This is a genomic window from Methanothermobacter sp., assembly GCA_030055615.1.
In the GTDB taxonomy this organism is placed as follows: Archaea; Methanobacteriota; Methanobacteria; order Methanobacteriales; family DSM-23052; genus Methanothermobacter_A.
Genome location: JASFYN010000002.1, coordinates 321203 through 335365, shown reverse-complemented (window position 1 = coordinate 335365; position 14163 = coordinate 321203). Strand labels below are relative to the sequence as shown.

Here is a 14163-nt window from a genome sequence, read left to right as displayed (position 1 = left end):
GAATATTTTATTCTATGTCTTCAAACCTTCCTTTTAATTTTTCAAGGATCTCTGGTAATGTTGTGTATTCCATTTCATCGCTTGGGAGTCTGTGTGGTTCGAATGGACCGTGTCTTCGCATGTACTCTGCTATTTCAGATGCTAGTGCCCTTGAACGGTCGAATGCTGGGTCATCAAATAAGTCTATTGGTCCGATTAATTTGCAGTTTGCAATTTGGAAGCCTAAGCCAATAACCCTAGGCGGACCATCGAATCGGACTGGCGTGGCGTTCTTTTGGGATACTGGCATTAGTGGACCGTTGTGCGAGCCTCTCATCCACCCACCTACAAGATGTGGGACTGAGAACGGTTCTAACACTTCTCCAGCTGCTGGGAAGCCTGATTGGGATCTTACTATAGCTACTGGGTCGTCTTTTCCAATGTATTTTCCTGCCATGATATTTAGTCTTTCTGTGCTTACAGAAGCGGCTATTTCCCCATCATCTTTTCTGTATATCTTTTTGATCACATAGCGGCTGATAGCACCTAGGAGAGCTAATAAATCATACATTTCTTCTGGACATGACATTATTACCTTTTTGTGTTCTATGACGTCGAAGATTTCGAATTTGTAGCCGTTATGTAGGCTGGGGTCTATTACAAGTCCTGCCGTGTTGAAGGGGTCTGCAAATATCCTAAAGAGTGGAAGGTTGAAGGCTCCTGGTTCTGTCTTATCGCAACAGAATATGATAACCGGGTCGCTTGGCCTTTCCTTGAACTCCATTTCAGCACAACCAGGGCCGAGCCCTTTAATGTTACCAGAGAATGTGTCTGAGAGCAGGTCTTGGCCTGCACCGTATAGTTTCATTTTCCTTGCAATTTTTGTTGCTTCTTTAAAGGCTTTCCATGCTGTTTCGTGCACTTCTTCGTCTTCTTCGCCTCTTTGATGCGTCATTATAAGGTCGATGTCATCTCCACAATTGGTTATATAATAGTCTTCTAGGATCCCCGTATCCTTGGCCTCTGAAAGTATTTCATCGCATTTTTCTTTCAAGGCCTCGTGAGCGCGCACGTGACCTGCTAGGCTCCCGACATCAGCTTTAATCACACTAATTGTTGTTTTCATTATGGATGCACCTCCAAGCAAATATACAATTATGAACACTAGTAAAATATGAGGGGTTTATATATTAAAGTTAGTATTTTATTTTTGTTTCAATGATTTTTTCTAATTTTGAATCTAAGTCCAAGCTCTGTTTTATCTTCAATAGTTTTTTTGGTTCTATTTTTGTTGCTGGGCGTGCTGGGGCCGCGGAACATTCACCATTTGGTAATATGGAGATTTCATAAGTTCCTATTTTTTTTGCAAGGTTTTCTATTTCTATCTTGTCAAAACCTATTAAGGGACTTAAAATAGGGATTTTCACATCATATCTAGTTGCGAAGATGTTTGATAGGGTTTGGGATGCAACTTGTCCGATGCTGTTACCATCTACAATAGCTAGGGCGCCTATCTTTTCGGCTATTTTCTCTGCAATTTGGTACATTCCGAATTTACACAATATACAAGTAAGGTTTCTTGGGGCTTTTGAAATGCAATAATTTAGGTATTCACCATATTCTACTGTTAATAGTTCAAATTTCACACCTGAGGAGTATTCTTTTAATTTATCTACCAACTTTTTGACTTTTATGTTAGTTTTTTCGCTTGTATAAGGGTATGTATCAAAGTGCAAGGCCACTATTTTACATCCTCTTTTCATTATTAGATAAGTTGCAACAGCAGAATCTATACCACCTGAGAGTAGGGATATTACTTTTCCACTTGTGCCGATTGGAAGACCCCCAGGGCCTGGTAGGACTTCATGGAATAGGTATGTTCTCCCACCTCGGACGTCTAGGAATATTTCTATGTCAGGTTCTGTGAGGTTTACTCTGGCCCCTATTTTATTAGCGACTATTGAGCCTGCGTATGCTGCAAGTTCTTGGCTTGTGAAATCATGGTTTCCTGTTCTTTTACATCTTATTGCAAAGGATTTTTTATCGTTAAATAGACCTTCTGAGTTTAATTTTTCCACGTATTCTTTGAGTTTGGTTGAAATAATTTTTTTGTCTGTTTTCATTGCGATTGCTGGTGAAAATGATATTATCCCGAAAATCTTGGCTAGCTTGTTTAAAGCTTCTTCGAAATCTGCTGGATAAATGAATATTCTACCCCCTCTTATGTGGGCTTTTGTTTTAAATGCGCTTTTTATGTTATGGATGAGTTGTGATTCAAATTTTCTCCTAACCCGCGGACTTTTAAGGGCTATTTCACTGTAGCGCCCAAGTATGAGATCATAGTCCATCTGTTACACCCAAGTTTATTTGATGGGGAATTCACCAGATTCTATTTTGCATTTTAATTCTTCTGCCAATTTTTTTGCCCGTCTTATATCTGATTGTCTGCATACTACAGGAACTTCTATGCTTTTACTGTTAAGTTGGAATGTGACTTTCCCTGTTCTCATCTCGAATACATTATTTGGACAGGAATTTGCGCACATTCCGCATCCAAAACACTTTTTAAGGTCTAGTGTATCCTTGAAGGCTAGGGTAGGGCATCTTTCAGCTACGAGACATTTTTCACAATCAGCACATCTTTCTGGGTGATATGATGGTCTTTCATCTCCCATCCAAGCGGTCTCATAATTGGTTTTGTCTATTATGCTCCTGTCTCTTATATCGGCTATTGGTAATGGTATAATGTCATTCGTTACAAAGGTATTTGTGAGTATTTCCTGGTTTAGGATTGGTATTGGGATCGCGATTGTATTGAATACCTCTGGACCTGCTGCTGTCCTGAAACCTCCAATATAGTATGGTTTCATCTCATGGAGGTCGCCGACTATCATGAGATTTGGTTTTTCTGGCGTGCTCCTTGTACCTTCCCCTATTATCATCCCAATGGCGCCGTTTAATAATACTGGAGATCCCTTTTTCATTGTTTTCATGTGGGGATCGTTTTGGAGTGGGTTGAGTTCACCGCATCCTGAAAATGAGAGGCCTTTAAAGGGGCCTTCCATTGGTATTGGATTGAATATGGATGCTATTGGTTCATTTCCGGGGTTTATGAAAGCCATATAATTTTTGTATGCCATTCTTGTGCCGATTATCCTAGCAGTTTTGATCTTGTCTAGGGTTAGGCTTGTTTTTATGGTTTTGGAGTCTGTTGATTCTATGATTACTTCTATTTCTTTTCTGTTTAAGATGTCGTTTAGTAGGAATCCTCCTCCGTAATCTGGGTTTTTTGTGCTTGTTGATGTTCCATATAATATGATGTCGACGAGTCCTAGGCTTTCGTTTGGGCATGGTCCTGGGAATGCTGGTACTCCGTTTAGGTAAACTTTTTTTGCTTTTTTGAATTTTCCAGGTTCTGAAACTTTAAAATGCATGATGGCGGCGGTGCCTGACATTATCCCACAAGTGGCTGTGGTTATGATGTCCACGTCATCGATTGTTATTTTTTCTTCGTCTTGGAGCATCTCCTTTATTTGTTGGGCTGTGAATATTTGGGCTTCTCCTCTTTCTACCTTTTCTTTTATACTATGGATTGTCTTTTCCAAGTTCAACCCTCTAGGGTTGCTTCTATTAGTCTTTGAGCTTCTTCTAGGACTTCATTTATTTTGTGGGTTTTGGGCCCGGCTCCTTGGGCGAGGTTTGGTCTTCCCCCTCCTCCTCCGCCGAGGATTTTTGCTAGTTTTTTTATGAGTTCGTTTATTTTGATGCCTTTTTTGATAGCTTTTGAAGATGATGCTCCTACGATTTTCCCATCATTGTTTAGGAGTATGGTTATGTCTATTTTTTTGTCTTCTGTGAGTTTTAGTGCCATTTCTTGCATTTCATCCATTTTTGCGTCGACAATTTCGCCTATGAATAATAGGTTGTCGATTTTCTGGGTTTTTTCTGTGAGTTTTTCTATTTTTAGGAGTGCTATTTCCTCTTTTAGACGTTTTATTTCGTTTTTGAATGCTTTCCATTCTTTGAAGAATCTTTCAGAGACTCTGGGGAGTTGTTCTACTGGTACTTTGAATATTTTTGAGGTTTCAATTAGTAGGCGGTTGATATTTTGTATTTGTTTTATTGCGGCTTCTCCTACTGAAAATTCGATTCTTTCAACTCCGTCTTGTATTCTTTCTGTGCGGTTGATTTTTATGGGTCCTATGTCTCCTGTCTGGGGTACGTGTGTGCCTCCACATGCTTGCACGTCAATTTCGCCTATTTTAACTATTCTTATCTTGTTGCCGGGTACTACTCCACCTTGGTATAATATGAAACCGTATTTTTTTTCGGCTAGGTTTCTTTCAATCCATTTGGTTTTGACTGGGATGTTCTCCATCACGTACTTGTTGGCTAGTTCTTCTATTTTTTCGATTTCATCTATTTTGATCCGCTTATAGTGTGATAGGTCTATTCTTGATTGTTTGATGCCTTTCTGGGCTCCTGTCTGCCAAATGTGGTCTCCGAGGACTTGGCGTGCCGCGGCTACTATAAGGTGTGTTCCTGTATGGTTTCTGGTTAGTGCCATTCTTCTTTCCCAGTCGATAGTTCCCTCGACTGTTTTGCCTATGAGTTTTCTTGGAATTTTATCTGCGTTTGTTCTGTGGAGTACTATGTCCCCGATTTTCTCTGCATATTCAACTTTTAATTTGCTTTTTCCTATTTTTAGCATTCCTTTGTCTGATGGTTGGCCGCCACCTTCTGGATAGAATAGTGTTTGGTCTAGTATTATCCCGTTTTCATGTATTCCTATTATTTTGGCCTTGAATTTTGTTTCGTTTGGGTTTTCGTAGAATAATAGTTTTGTCTGGGGATAATCTAATTTTATAGGGGTTGTTTCTGTTTCTTCTTCTTTTTCATGTTTTTGGGCTACGAGTGTGTAGAAATTGTCTGGGATTCTTAATTTGAAATTTTGGGCGTTTGATATTTCTTTCACTATCTCTGGGGGTATGCCATGGGAGTCGTAGAGTTTTATGAGGGTTTTGACTGGTATTTCCTTTTTTCCTTCTTTTTTGAAGTGTTTTATTGTCTTTTTAACTATCCTTTCACCCTTTTGGATGGTCTTTTTGTATCTTTTTTCCTCTAATTCTATTATGTCTATTATGTGTTGATGGTGTTCTCTTATTTCGGGGTATTGTGGTTCTAGGAAGTCTATTTGGATTTCCATTATGTCTTTTAATGATTCTTTCAAGTGTAGTTCGTCCAGTAGTCTGATGGCGCGTCTTATTATTAGACGTGCTAGGTATCCTTCCTTAACGTTTGATGGGATCACGCCATCTGCTAGCATGAATGCTAAACACCTTGTATGGTCTGCTATTGCATAAATGGATTCCATTGGCTTTGCTGATGCTTCTAATTCTTTCACCGGGATGCCTAGTTTATCTGCCACCCTCCTTCTGAGGGTTTTAAGGTCTGCGTATGTTTGTATGTCCATCATACCCGCGACTTGGGCGTTTTCTTTTAGTATTTCCTCGTTGACTTCTATTGATGCTAGTTCTTTTAGTCTCTGGATTACTGGGCCGAATGATGCGTCGTATGCTGTTGGGGTTCCTTGAGATATCCATGCGAATCTTTCGAGTCCGTAGCCTGTGTCAACGATCTTTAATGGGATCTCCTTTTTCTTGGAATCTGGTAGGATCTCGTATTGTATGAATACGAGAGTTGCGAGTTCAACACCCCTTACGCAGACTTCATAGCAAGGTCCTGCGTTTCCTCCACCTTCCCACCATGATTCTATGAATGTCGCCTCTTTGGGGTTTATGCCAATGTGCTTTAGGAAATCGTGACAGTATTTTATTGTTTCATTTTCCCAGTAGATCTGGTTTTCTGGGGAGTTGAATGCGTGATGGCCTCCCATGGTGAAGCAGGTTAAGTGTCTTCCTGTTCTTCCTACGTTGTCTATGTCGTTTAATCTTATTGAGGGTTGGGCGACTACTAGTGGGTTTGCTGGTGGTTTAACCATCCCTGATGTTACCCATGGTTGGAAGTTGTAGATGGATGCTCCTACTAGGAATACGTCGTCTCTCCAACGTTTTGCAAGTACTGGGTATCTTTTGATGGGTTCGTGGCCTCTTTCTTTGAAGAATTGGATGAAGGTGTTCTGAATCTTGTATAGGTCGTATTTTTTCTTCGTTGGCGGGTCCCCGATGAAAGTATATGGGTCGCAGGGGGCGTCTCCGCATGTTTCACGCTCATCTATAGACCAAAAGTATTTCCCACACGATTTACATTTCTTTTTTTCATATCCGAGTTTTTTTAATTGGTGGGACATGGTAATCTTTAATGTTTTTCATTTTAGAAAAAGTAGTGTGTGAATTTAAAAAAAGGTTTTGAGGGGGGGAAGAAGAACCTTTTAGCCGAAGAGGGCGCCTAGACCAGCGGCTGCTTCCTCTTCTTCCTCCTCTTCTTCCTCCTCTTCTTCCTCTTCCTCTTTCTCTTCCTCTTTTTCTTCTGCAGCTTCGGTTGCTGGTGCTCCTGCTGATGGGGTTACAGCTGCTGTTTCCATTGCTTCTTCGATGTCGACTTCTTCTAATGCTGCTATCAGAGCTTTTACCCTGGCATCATCGACTTCTGCTCCAGCTGCCTCTAGCACTTTTTTCACGTTCTCTTCGTTTATTTCTTTGCCTGTAGTGTGTAATAGCATTGCTGCATATATATATTCCATATGATCACCTCAGAATTATTTTATATTATATTGGTAAATTTTAGCCGAAGAGGGCGCCTAGACCAGCGGCTGCTTCCTCTTCTTCCTCCTCTTCTTCCTCTTCTTCTTCCTCTTCCTCTTCTTCTTTTTCTTTTTCGGTTTTGGGTCTGGTTTTGGTTGTTATCTTTTCTAGTAACTCTTCATCAAGGGCTTCTTTATTATTTTGGGCGATTTTCGCTGCTAATGAAAGCATCTGTGCATATGCTCTGGCCATTAATGGTTCGGCTGTTTCTGGTGTGAGTATTGCAGCATTATAGGCTAGGTTGAAAGCTTTTGAAGCTGCATTTTGTATGATGTATGGTATTGTTTCTCTGGTGTAGATTAGTGCGTTAATTGACAAATTGAAGGCTTGTGAAAATGCCTTTTTAATATCAGCTATTGTCTTGTTTTCATCAATTGTTAAAATATCGGATGTATAAATTGTTTCGTTTTCATATGCGGCTTTAAGGTCTATACCAACCTCCAATGGTTGTATATCCAAACGGTTTAAAATTTCAGCAACTTTTGGGGATATTTCATCCCCTGCTTTTAATATGGTGTGATCTTCTGTTATAACTATTTTACCCTTCTCTATCCTTGCGGGTATTCCTAGTTGTTGTAATTCCCCAAGGATTGGCCCCGGGGCGAAACCGGTATCTCCCTTGGGTATTATAACATCTTGGGGTGCTATTGCCCCTGGTTTTGCAGGGGATGGAGTTTTACTCTTTTCAAGTATTTTGAATAATTTGAAAGGATTCATGTTGCTGACTATGAGGGCTGGTTGGCCTTCTAGGGTATTGTTCAATTCTTTTATGTTTTTCTTTTCTTTGTTTGCTCTGTCCAGTGCTAGTGAGATTAGGGTTTTTCTGGACATTCTAATTTTTGCTTTTTCACGGAGGTTCTGTCTCATTTTTTGTAACTGTTTTGCGGGTATATCTGAAAGGTCAACTATACCTATAACCTCATGACCTTTTATTAGTTCTGTAAGGTCTTTAACTTCTTGTTTTTTCCATTCAGCTACATGAGCCATTTTAGATCACCTTTACTGCCGGCCCCATGGTTGTCTTTATGTACATGGATTTTACTTGTTTTCTGCCTTTTTCGAGGTTACGGTCAAGTACATCAAGTATGGATTCAATGTTTTCTGTTATTTTTTCATCGTCCATTTTTTCTGTCCCCACGGTTGTGTGTATTAATGGCTGGTCCTTTACCCTTACTCTGACGGTGTCTCTGAGTTTTTTTATGAGTGGTGCTGGATTTGCTGTTGCTGGTATTGGTTTAGGCATTTTTTTTCTGGGTCCTAGTACTGGTCCTAGGAATCGGCCTACGAGTGGCATGAGGTCTGCCTGTGCTATGAAGAATTCATATTCGTTAGCTAATCTTTTCGCCTTTTTACGGTTTTTTCCAAGTTCTTCCAGGTCATCTCTTGTTATTATGAGGTCTGCGCCGGCTTTTTTTGCTTGTAGGGCTAATTCTCCATCTGCGATGACTGCTATTTTAACTTCTTTGCCGCGGCCGTGTGGTAGTGAAACTTCTTCCTCAAATCTGTTCTCTGGTTTGTTCACATCTAGGTCTTTGATGTTTATGACTATGTCGATTGACTGTGTGAAGTTCCGCGGCTTGGATTGTTCCTTAGCCTTCTTCACCGCTTCTAGTATCTCTTGTTTCATTTTATTATCCTCCCGAGAAAATAAAAGTTATTGTAAATCTAAAGTTTTGCTTTTTATAGTATATTATATTTATGGTGTGGATTCTTCTAGTAGTTTATCATAGGTTCCTTTGTCGATTTCTTTCTGGACTTCTCTGGGGTCTTTGCCCTCTACTGTTATACCCATGCTCACACAAGTCCCTAATATTTCTTTAACAGCGCCCTTGTAGTCTTTTGCAAGTAGTGAATCGAATTTCATTTTAGCTACTTTCAAGACTTGTTCAATAGTTAGGTCCGCGACTTTGTCCATCCCAGGATCCTCTGATCCTTTTTCAATGCCTAGTTCTGCCATTATTAGAGCTGTTGTGGGTGGTGTTCCTACTTGGATTTCAAATTCTTTGGTTTCAGTGTCTATGGTGATTTTCACGGGGACTTTCATCCCTTTGAAGTCTGCTGTTTTTTTGTTGATTTCATCGACAATTTGCATCATGTTGACGCCATATGGTCCGAGGGCAGGGCCTAATGGCGGTCCTGGTGTGGCTTTACCACCATCTATGAGGATCTCAATTGTCTCTTTAGCCAATTAATCAGCCTCCTTTTGTATTATACGTATCTGGTCAGCTTTAACTGTTACAGGTATTGGCACGGCTGCTTCTATTAATTCTAGGACTACTTCTTCCCTTGATTCATCTATGCGTATAACCTTTGCCCTTTCTCCTTTGAAGGGTCCTGATATAAGTTCGACTATACTACCCTTTTTGATGGATGATATTATAGGTTCTGGTTTGAGGAACTTTCTTATCTCATCAAAGTCTATGGGTTTTTCACCATCTACTATACCCCTTAGGTGGGGCACCCTTAATGCAGGGTTCCTGATATCCAGTTTACCCGATACTTCCACTAGTATGTATCCTTTCAGGGATTCTGGTGCTAGGATGGCGTTTATTTCCATCCCACTTGTTTTAACTTTTCTTGCTAGCATCCTTGCCACGTTTTTTTCTTGGCCCACTGAAGTTTTCAGGGCATAGATGGCATTTTTATTTTCCATTGGGATACACAACCTAATATGTTTTATCTACCTAAAATTTGTGTCAGGAGCGTGATTATAAGGCCTATTACTCCGATTATTATTATGCCTATTCCTGTGACCTTAGCTACGGTGAAGTATTCTTCTCTCTCTGGTTTCTTTGAAACCTTTAGGACTCTCCTTGATTTTTCTATAAACTCTAGAATAGATTCTTTATAACCCATGATTATCCCTACTCCGTAAATTGTTAAAAAAGAGGATTAAAATTCTATGATATTACTTAGTATATTTTGGGGGACTTATAAATTCTTCGCTACCAATTTAAAATAGTGGTTTAGAATACACCATCTATAAATTCTTCTAGTGCCGAATCGTCGATAGACTTCTTCTCTTTTTTCTTTTCGCTTATGGTCTCCTTTTCGGTTGGAGAACCGTAAATGTATGGGGATTTTACTCCTGCGACTATTATGGTTGTTCTTATCATGTTTTGGAGTTCATCCTGTATTTGAGCTCCCCAGATTATGTTCGCATCTGGGTCTAATTCCTCGGCGACTACTTGGACTATGTTCTCGGCTTCCTGTAATGTGAGGTCTGAGCTTCCTGCTATGTTTATAAGGGCGCCTTTACCATTGGATATGTCGATATCGAGTAGTGGACTGTTAAGGGCTTCATGGACTGATTCTAGTGCCCTGTCTCCTGATTCTGATTCGCCCATTCCTATTATCGCCATTCCTGAACCTTTCATTATACTTTTAACATCTGAGAGGTCTAGGCTGACAAGGGCTGGTTTCGTAATTAATTCTGTTATACCTTTAACTGCTCGGCCTAGGATTTCGTCAGCTACCATAAATGCTTTGTTGATAGGTAGGTTGGGTGCAACTTCTAGGAGTTTATCATTGGGGATAACAATAACGGTGTCAGCAGCGTTTTGGAGCTTTTCCAAGCCCATCTCCGCGTTTTCCCTTCTTTTAAGCCCTTCTGCACTGAATGGTAATGTTACTACTGCAATTGTCAGGGCTCCTATCTTCTTTGATAACTTACATATTACTGGTGCGGAACCAGTGCCTGTACCCCCACCCAGTCCGCAGGTCACAAATACCATGTCTGCTCCTTCAAGTTCTCTTCTTATCTCGTCTTCGCTTTCCTCTGCACATTCTTCCCCAATTTCTGGAATGCCACCAGCTCCAAGACCATTGCATATACTTCTCCCTATTAGAAGTTTACGGGAAGAAATAGTGTAATAGAGGTCCTGTGCATCAGTGTTGATGGCTATGGTCTCCGCTCCCTCTATTCCTATCTCGTTTAAACGGGTTATGGTGTTATTCCCTGCTCCACCAGTTCCTACGACATATATTTTCGCCCGACTTTCTTTTATTAGCTCCTTGAGATCTTCGTCTATTGGTGTAGGAGCTGGCTTTCTATTTTTTATAATATCCTCTTTTATGGCCTCGTTAATAAATTTCAATTGTTACCCCCACATAAGGTTTTTTTGGAAATCCTGTCTTGATCATGGGGATGCCCATTCGCCCAAGACGGGATGAGGAGGATTATAGGGTTTCAACCCAAATTTTGGAATTTTTGAATGTAAGTGAATGTTATGGTATTTGCCCTACTTTTTAGTGGAGCTTTTATCATTGATTTTGATTATAGTTGTCTATTATTCGATGTAGGTATATATAAGTTTAACGTTATTCTATTTTTTCCATCTAATTTGATGATTCCCAATTATGCTCTATATTATGAGTTTTCATGAGTAAAGGTTTTTATTATCCACTTTGGAAGTTAAAGGGATGGTTCAGGGGCGGGGCATTGCGATTATTTCATGTATTCTGAGGTCGAAGACATTGTTCATATGTGCTGGTGAAATGACTAGGGCTGTGTCAACCCCCTGTGCGGTGCCACCGATTGCTATGATCTCTCTGTCCATGGGTATGAGGCCTGCATCAGCAGCCATTATAGTAATTTCGACGCAAACTTTGAATCCTTGGGAGACCATGCGGAGGGTTTCTGCCATTATTTCAACTGGTGTGACACCACCGAATCTGTTGGAAATCCCCCTGCCAACACCACTTAATGCATGGGATCCTGCGTACACTTTTATACCCTTTTTTGTCAATTTATCCTTTATTTTAGGATCCATTTCTAGTTTTCCCTTTTCTTTGAAACCTGCATGGTGGGTGATGCACACAATATCCGCATTAGTTAATATATCCGATAATTTGAGGGCTGTTCTACCAGAAACGGATGCAACAATTATATTATTTATGCCAAGTTCCTCTGATCTCTCTTTAACAAGTTTTAATAGTTTATCAGTATTTTCCGGGCCTGGAGTCTCAAAATAACATATACTCTTTATCATAGAAATCACCATAACTTTATATTAGACAAGCTATATTATTTAATCCACTAGGCCAATATCACCCCCCTGACCCATGAAGATAAGGTGAAGTATAATGCACGCTTTTAATTTTTTAGCACCAGCCAGGATAAGAGAACAATATAATAGAGGTATTACCATGATGTTAGATAAGGGTTTAGGCCCCCGCATGGTAGAAGATTTTTTGAAGATAGCTGGTGAACATTTAGATTTTGTAAAATTTGGATGGGGTATTATAAGCTTATGTGATAAAGATATTATAAAAGAAAAAATCAGGATTTATAGAGATCATGAGGTTGAAGCACACCCTGGAGGTACACTCTTTGAAATAGCATATATCCAGGGTAAATTCGAGGAATATCTCCATGAAGCTGAAGAACTCGGCTTCAAATACCTTGAAATATCAGATGGTTCAATAGACTTGCCAAGGGAAGAGAAAACCAAGATAATAGAGGATACAATAGATCACGGATTCAAAGTGATTTCAGAGGTTGGTAAAAAAGATCCAAAGAAGGATAAAATAATAAGTCTCAAGGAAAGGGTAAAATCTGTGAAAGATGATCTTAAAGCAGGTGCTGAAAAGGTTTTGATAGAAGCCAGAGAAAGTGGCCAGAACATTGGAGTATATGATGAAAGAGGTGAGGTTAAAGAAGATGAAGTTGACTATCTTATAGCACATTTACCAGTGGAAAAGTTGATATGGGAAGCTCCACAAAAAAATCAACAAGTCTACTTCATTCTAAAGATAGGGCCCAATGCTAACCTTGGTAACATACCACCAGAGGATGTTATTTCCCTTGAAAGCATGCGAAGAGGGCTTAGAGGGGATACTCTAGGAAAGGTGAAGCTCTAATGATAAAAAAGGTGACAATATTAGGCGGCTATGATAAATTTGGGAAAAAAGAACCCGTCAGAAGAGTCGATATAAATAGGGGCGAAATATTCGGTGTAGTAGGCCCCACAGGCAGCGGTAAAAGTTCACTAATAGCTGATATTGAACAATTAGCCCAAAGGGATACATTCTCCAGGAGGAAAATACTAGTAAATGATAAGGAACCAACGTACGAAGATCGTACCAACCCACGTAAGAAGATGGTAGCTCAATTATCACAGAATATGAACTTTTTGGCCGACATGACAGTAGGCGAATTTTTGACACTTCATGCTAAATGTAGAGGTGCCCACAAATCCTGCGTAAACAAGGTTATAGAATTGGCTAACACATTAACAGGCGAACCCATAAAAAAGAGCCATGACTTGACAATATTAAGTGGAGGCCAATCAAGGGCCCTTATGGTGGCTGACGTGGCTATAATAAGTGATTCTCCGATAGTACTCATCGACGAGATAGAAAATGCTGGTATAAGGAAACATGAGGCGTTGGAGGTTCTCTCGGGGCATGGTAAGATTGTTATGGTAGTCACTCATGATCCTATCCTTGCCCTTATGACAGATAAAAGGATCGTCATGAAAAATGGTGGCATGCAAAAAATAGTTACAACTACACCTCATGAAAAGGAACTCTCAAAGGAACTTAGCAAGATAGACGATCTACTCCTCAACTTAAGGGACAAGGTAAGACACGGTGAGATCATAGAAGATATACAACTTAGGGGTTTAACCAGCTAGTGGAGGGTTAAATGAGGATGAGAATGGTTATAGTGGCGGGGACTCCTGGTTCCGGGAAGACAGCAGTCCTAGTTCATGTTTTAAAAAGTCTTATGAGGGATAATTTCACAGCATCAGTTGTTAAAATTGACTGCCTTTACACTGACGATGATAAAAAATTTAAAAAAATAGGCGTACCAACCCTTGTAGGCCTATCAATGGACATGTGCCCAGACCATTATGCGATATACAACATAGAGGATATGATAGACTGGGCGCAAGGGAACAATTCAGATTTTCTTATAATAGAAACTGCTGGTTTATGTCATAGATGCGCACCATATACAAAGAACTGTTTAGGTGTATGCGTCATAGATGCTACGAGTGGGCCTAACACGCCATTAAAGGTTGGTCCATTCCTTTCAACAGCGGATATTGTAGTGGTAACTAAAGGGGATATGATATCACAGGCTGAACGTGAAATATTCAGGGAAAGGATACTCGAAGTAAACCCTAATGCTAAGATAATAGAGGCTAATGGGCTAAGCGGCCAGGGATGCTTAGAATTGGCAGAGGAGATGGTTAAAAGTCCAGAAGTTTCCCTTGAAAGCGAAAAACTCAGGCACTCCGCCCCACTTGCGGTATGCACGTTATGTGTGGGTGAAACAAGGGTTAACAAGAAACATCATAGGGGAATACTCCGAAGGATAGATGGATTCCAAACATACCAAGGAGAATAGAGTCGAAAATTCTCAAAATTTCATTCCAAGGTTTTCGAAAAGATAGTTATATCTTTTGTGAGA

15 protein-coding genes are annotated in these 14163 nt (G+C 40.1%); 3 read left to right on the top strand and 12 right to left on the bottom strand.

Annotation, left to right across the window (positions count from 1 at the left end; all coding sequences use genetic code 11):
- Positions 1 to 7: 7 nt before the first annotated feature.
- The 12 genes from fbp to QFX38_04920 all read right to left on the bottom strand — a co-directional run bounded on the left by fbp (position 8) and on the right by QFX38_04920 (position 11734).
- Positions 8 to 1105 (bottom strand): fructose-1,6-bisphosphate aldolase/phosphatase, encoded by a 1098-nt coding sequence (fbp, locus tag QFX38_04975; protein MDI9624219.1) that lies wholly within the window; start codon positions 1103 to 1105, stop codon positions 8 to 10.
- Positions 1106 to 1175: 70 nt separating this feature from the next.
- Positions 1176 to 2327: a tRNA uracil 4-sulfurtransferase ThiI gene (gene thiI / locus QFX38_04970; protein ID MDI9624218.1), complete on the bottom strand. Its 1152-nt coding sequence runs from the start codon at positions 2325 to 2327 to the stop codon at positions 1176 to 1178.
- A gap of 15 nt (positions 2328 to 2342) precedes the next feature.
- Complete coding sequence (locus QFX38_04965; protein ID MDI9624217.1) at positions 2343 to 3584, bottom strand: methanogenesis marker 16 metalloprotein; 1242 nt, start codon at positions 3582 to 3584, stop codon at positions 2343 to 2345.
- A 2-nt stretch (positions 3585 to 3586) separates the two neighbouring features.
- Positions 3587 to 6289, bottom strand: a complete 2703-nt coding sequence (gene alaS / locus QFX38_04960) for an alanine--tRNA ligase (GenBank protein ID MDI9624216.1) — start codon at positions 6287 to 6289, stop codon at positions 3587 to 3589.
- Between the two features lie 81 nt (positions 6290 to 6370).
- The gene (rpl12p, locus tag QFX38_04955) at positions 6371 to 6682 is read right to left on the bottom strand and encodes a 50S ribosomal protein P1 (protein MDI9624215.1); all 312 of its coding nucleotides are present in this window, start codon (positions 6680 to 6682) and stop codon (positions 6371 to 6373) included.
- 40 nt (positions 6683 to 6722) lie between these two features.
- A complete protein-coding gene (locus QFX38_04950) occupies positions 6723 to 7730 on the bottom strand; it encodes a 50S ribosomal protein L10 (protein ID MDI9624214.1) in 1008 nt (335 codons plus the stop codon).
- 1 nt (position 7731) lies between these two features.
- Positions 7732 to 8370, bottom strand: a complete 639-nt coding sequence (locus QFX38_04945; protein ID MDI9624213.1) for a 50S ribosomal protein L1 — start codon at positions 8368 to 8370, stop codon at positions 7732 to 7734.
- A gap of 69 nt (positions 8371 to 8439) precedes the next feature.
- Entirely contained in the window at positions 8440 to 8931 is a 492-nt protein-coding gene (locus QFX38_04940) for a 50S ribosomal protein L11 (GenBank protein ID MDI9624212.1), read from the bottom strand.
- The gene (locus tag QFX38_04935; protein ID MDI9624211.1) at positions 8932 to 9396 is read right to left on the bottom strand and encodes a transcription elongation factor Spt5; all 465 of its coding nucleotides are present in this window, start codon (positions 9394 to 9396) and stop codon (positions 8932 to 8934) included.
- 23 nt (positions 9397 to 9419) lie between these two features.
- Positions 9420 to 9599 carry a protein translocase SEC61 complex subunit gamma gene (locus QFX38_04930; protein MDI9624210.1) on the bottom strand — a complete coding sequence of 60 codons (180 nt, stop codon included), beginning with the start codon at positions 9597 to 9599 and terminating at the stop codon, positions 9420 to 9422.
- A gap of 110 nt (positions 9600 to 9709) precedes the next feature.
- Complete coding sequence (ftsZ, locus tag QFX38_04925; protein MDI9624209.1) at positions 9710 to 10840, bottom strand: cell division protein FtsZ; 1131 nt, start codon at positions 10838 to 10840, stop codon at positions 9710 to 9712.
- A gap of 330 nt (positions 10841 to 11170) precedes the next feature.
- The gene (locus QFX38_04920) at positions 11171 to 11734 is read right to left on the bottom strand and encodes a pyruvate kinase alpha/beta domain-containing protein (GenBank protein ID MDI9624208.1); all 564 of its coding nucleotides are present in this window, start codon (positions 11732 to 11734) and stop codon (positions 11171 to 11173) included.
- 94 nt (positions 11735 to 11828) lie between these two features.
- On the opposite strand from QFX38_04920, the gene comA reads away from it, so the two are divergent.
- Genes comA through QFX38_04905 form a run of 3 tightly spaced genes read left to right on the top strand, consistent with a single transcriptional unit; the run spans position 11829 to position 14100 of the window.
- Positions 11829 to 12605 (top strand): phosphosulfolactate synthase, encoded by a 777-nt coding sequence (gene comA / locus QFX38_04915; protein ID MDI9624207.1) that lies wholly within the window; start codon positions 11829 to 11831, stop codon positions 12603 to 12605.
- Entirely contained in the window at positions 12605 to 13381 is a 777-nt protein-coding gene (locus QFX38_04910; GenBank protein MDI9624206.1) for an ATP-binding cassette domain-containing protein, read from the top strand. The genes comA and QFX38_04910 overlap by 1 nt, the downstream gene beginning before the upstream one ends.
- A 17-nt stretch (positions 13382 to 13398) precedes the next feature.
- On the top strand, positions 13399 to 14100 hold the full coding sequence (locus QFX38_04905) for a GTP-binding protein (GenBank protein ID MDI9624205.1): 702 nt from the start codon (positions 13399 to 13401) through the stop codon (positions 14098 to 14100).
- Positions 14101 to 14163 lie beyond the last annotated feature (63 nt).

Bases quoted from the DNA above. Each gene is read 5' to 3' on its own strand.
- rpl12p (MDI9624215.1), bottom strand. From the start codon at position 6,682: ATGGAATATATATATGCAGCAATGCTATTACACACTACAGGCAAAGAA.
- thiI (MDI9624218.1), bottom strand. From the start codon at position 2,327: ATGGACTATGATCTCATACTTGGGCGCTACAGTGAAATAGCCCTTAAA.
- comA (MDI9624207.1), top strand. From the start codon at position 11,829: ATGCACGCTTTTAATTTTTTAGCACCAGCCAGGATAAGAGAACAATAT.
- QFX38_04945 (MDI9624213.1), bottom strand. From the start codon at position 8,370: ATGAAACAAGAGATACTAGAAGCGGTGAAGAAGGCTAAGGAACAATCC.
- QFX38_04910 (MDI9624206.1), top strand. From the start codon at position 12,605: ATGATAAAAAAGGTGACAATATTAGGCGGCTATGATAAATTTGGGAAA.
- QFX38_04935 (MDI9624211.1), bottom strand. From the start codon at position 9,396: ATGGAAAATAAAAATGCCATCTATGCCCTGAAAACTTCAGTGGGCCAA.
- fbp (MDI9624219.1), bottom strand. From the start codon at position 1,105: ATGAAAACAACAATTAGTGTGATTAAAGCTGATGTCGGGAGCCTAGCA.
- QFX38_04950 (MDI9624214.1), bottom strand. From the start codon at position 7,730: ATGGCTCATGTAGCTGAATGGAAAAAACAAGAAGTTAAAGACCTTACA.
- alaS (MDI9624216.1), bottom strand. From the start codon at position 6,289: ATGTCCCACCAATTAAAAAAACTCGGATATGAAAAAAAGAAATGTAAA.
- QFX38_04905 (MDI9624205.1), top strand. From the start codon at position 13,399: ATGAGAATGGTTATAGTGGCGGGGACTCCTGGTTCCGGGAAGACAGCA.
- QFX38_04930 (MDI9624210.1), bottom strand. From the start codon at position 9,599: ATGGGTTATAAAGAATCTATTCTAGAGTTTATAGAAAAATCAAGGAGA.
- QFX38_04920 (MDI9624208.1), bottom strand. From the start codon at position 11,734: ATGATAAAGAGTATATGTTATTTTGAGACTCCAGGCCCGGAAAATACT.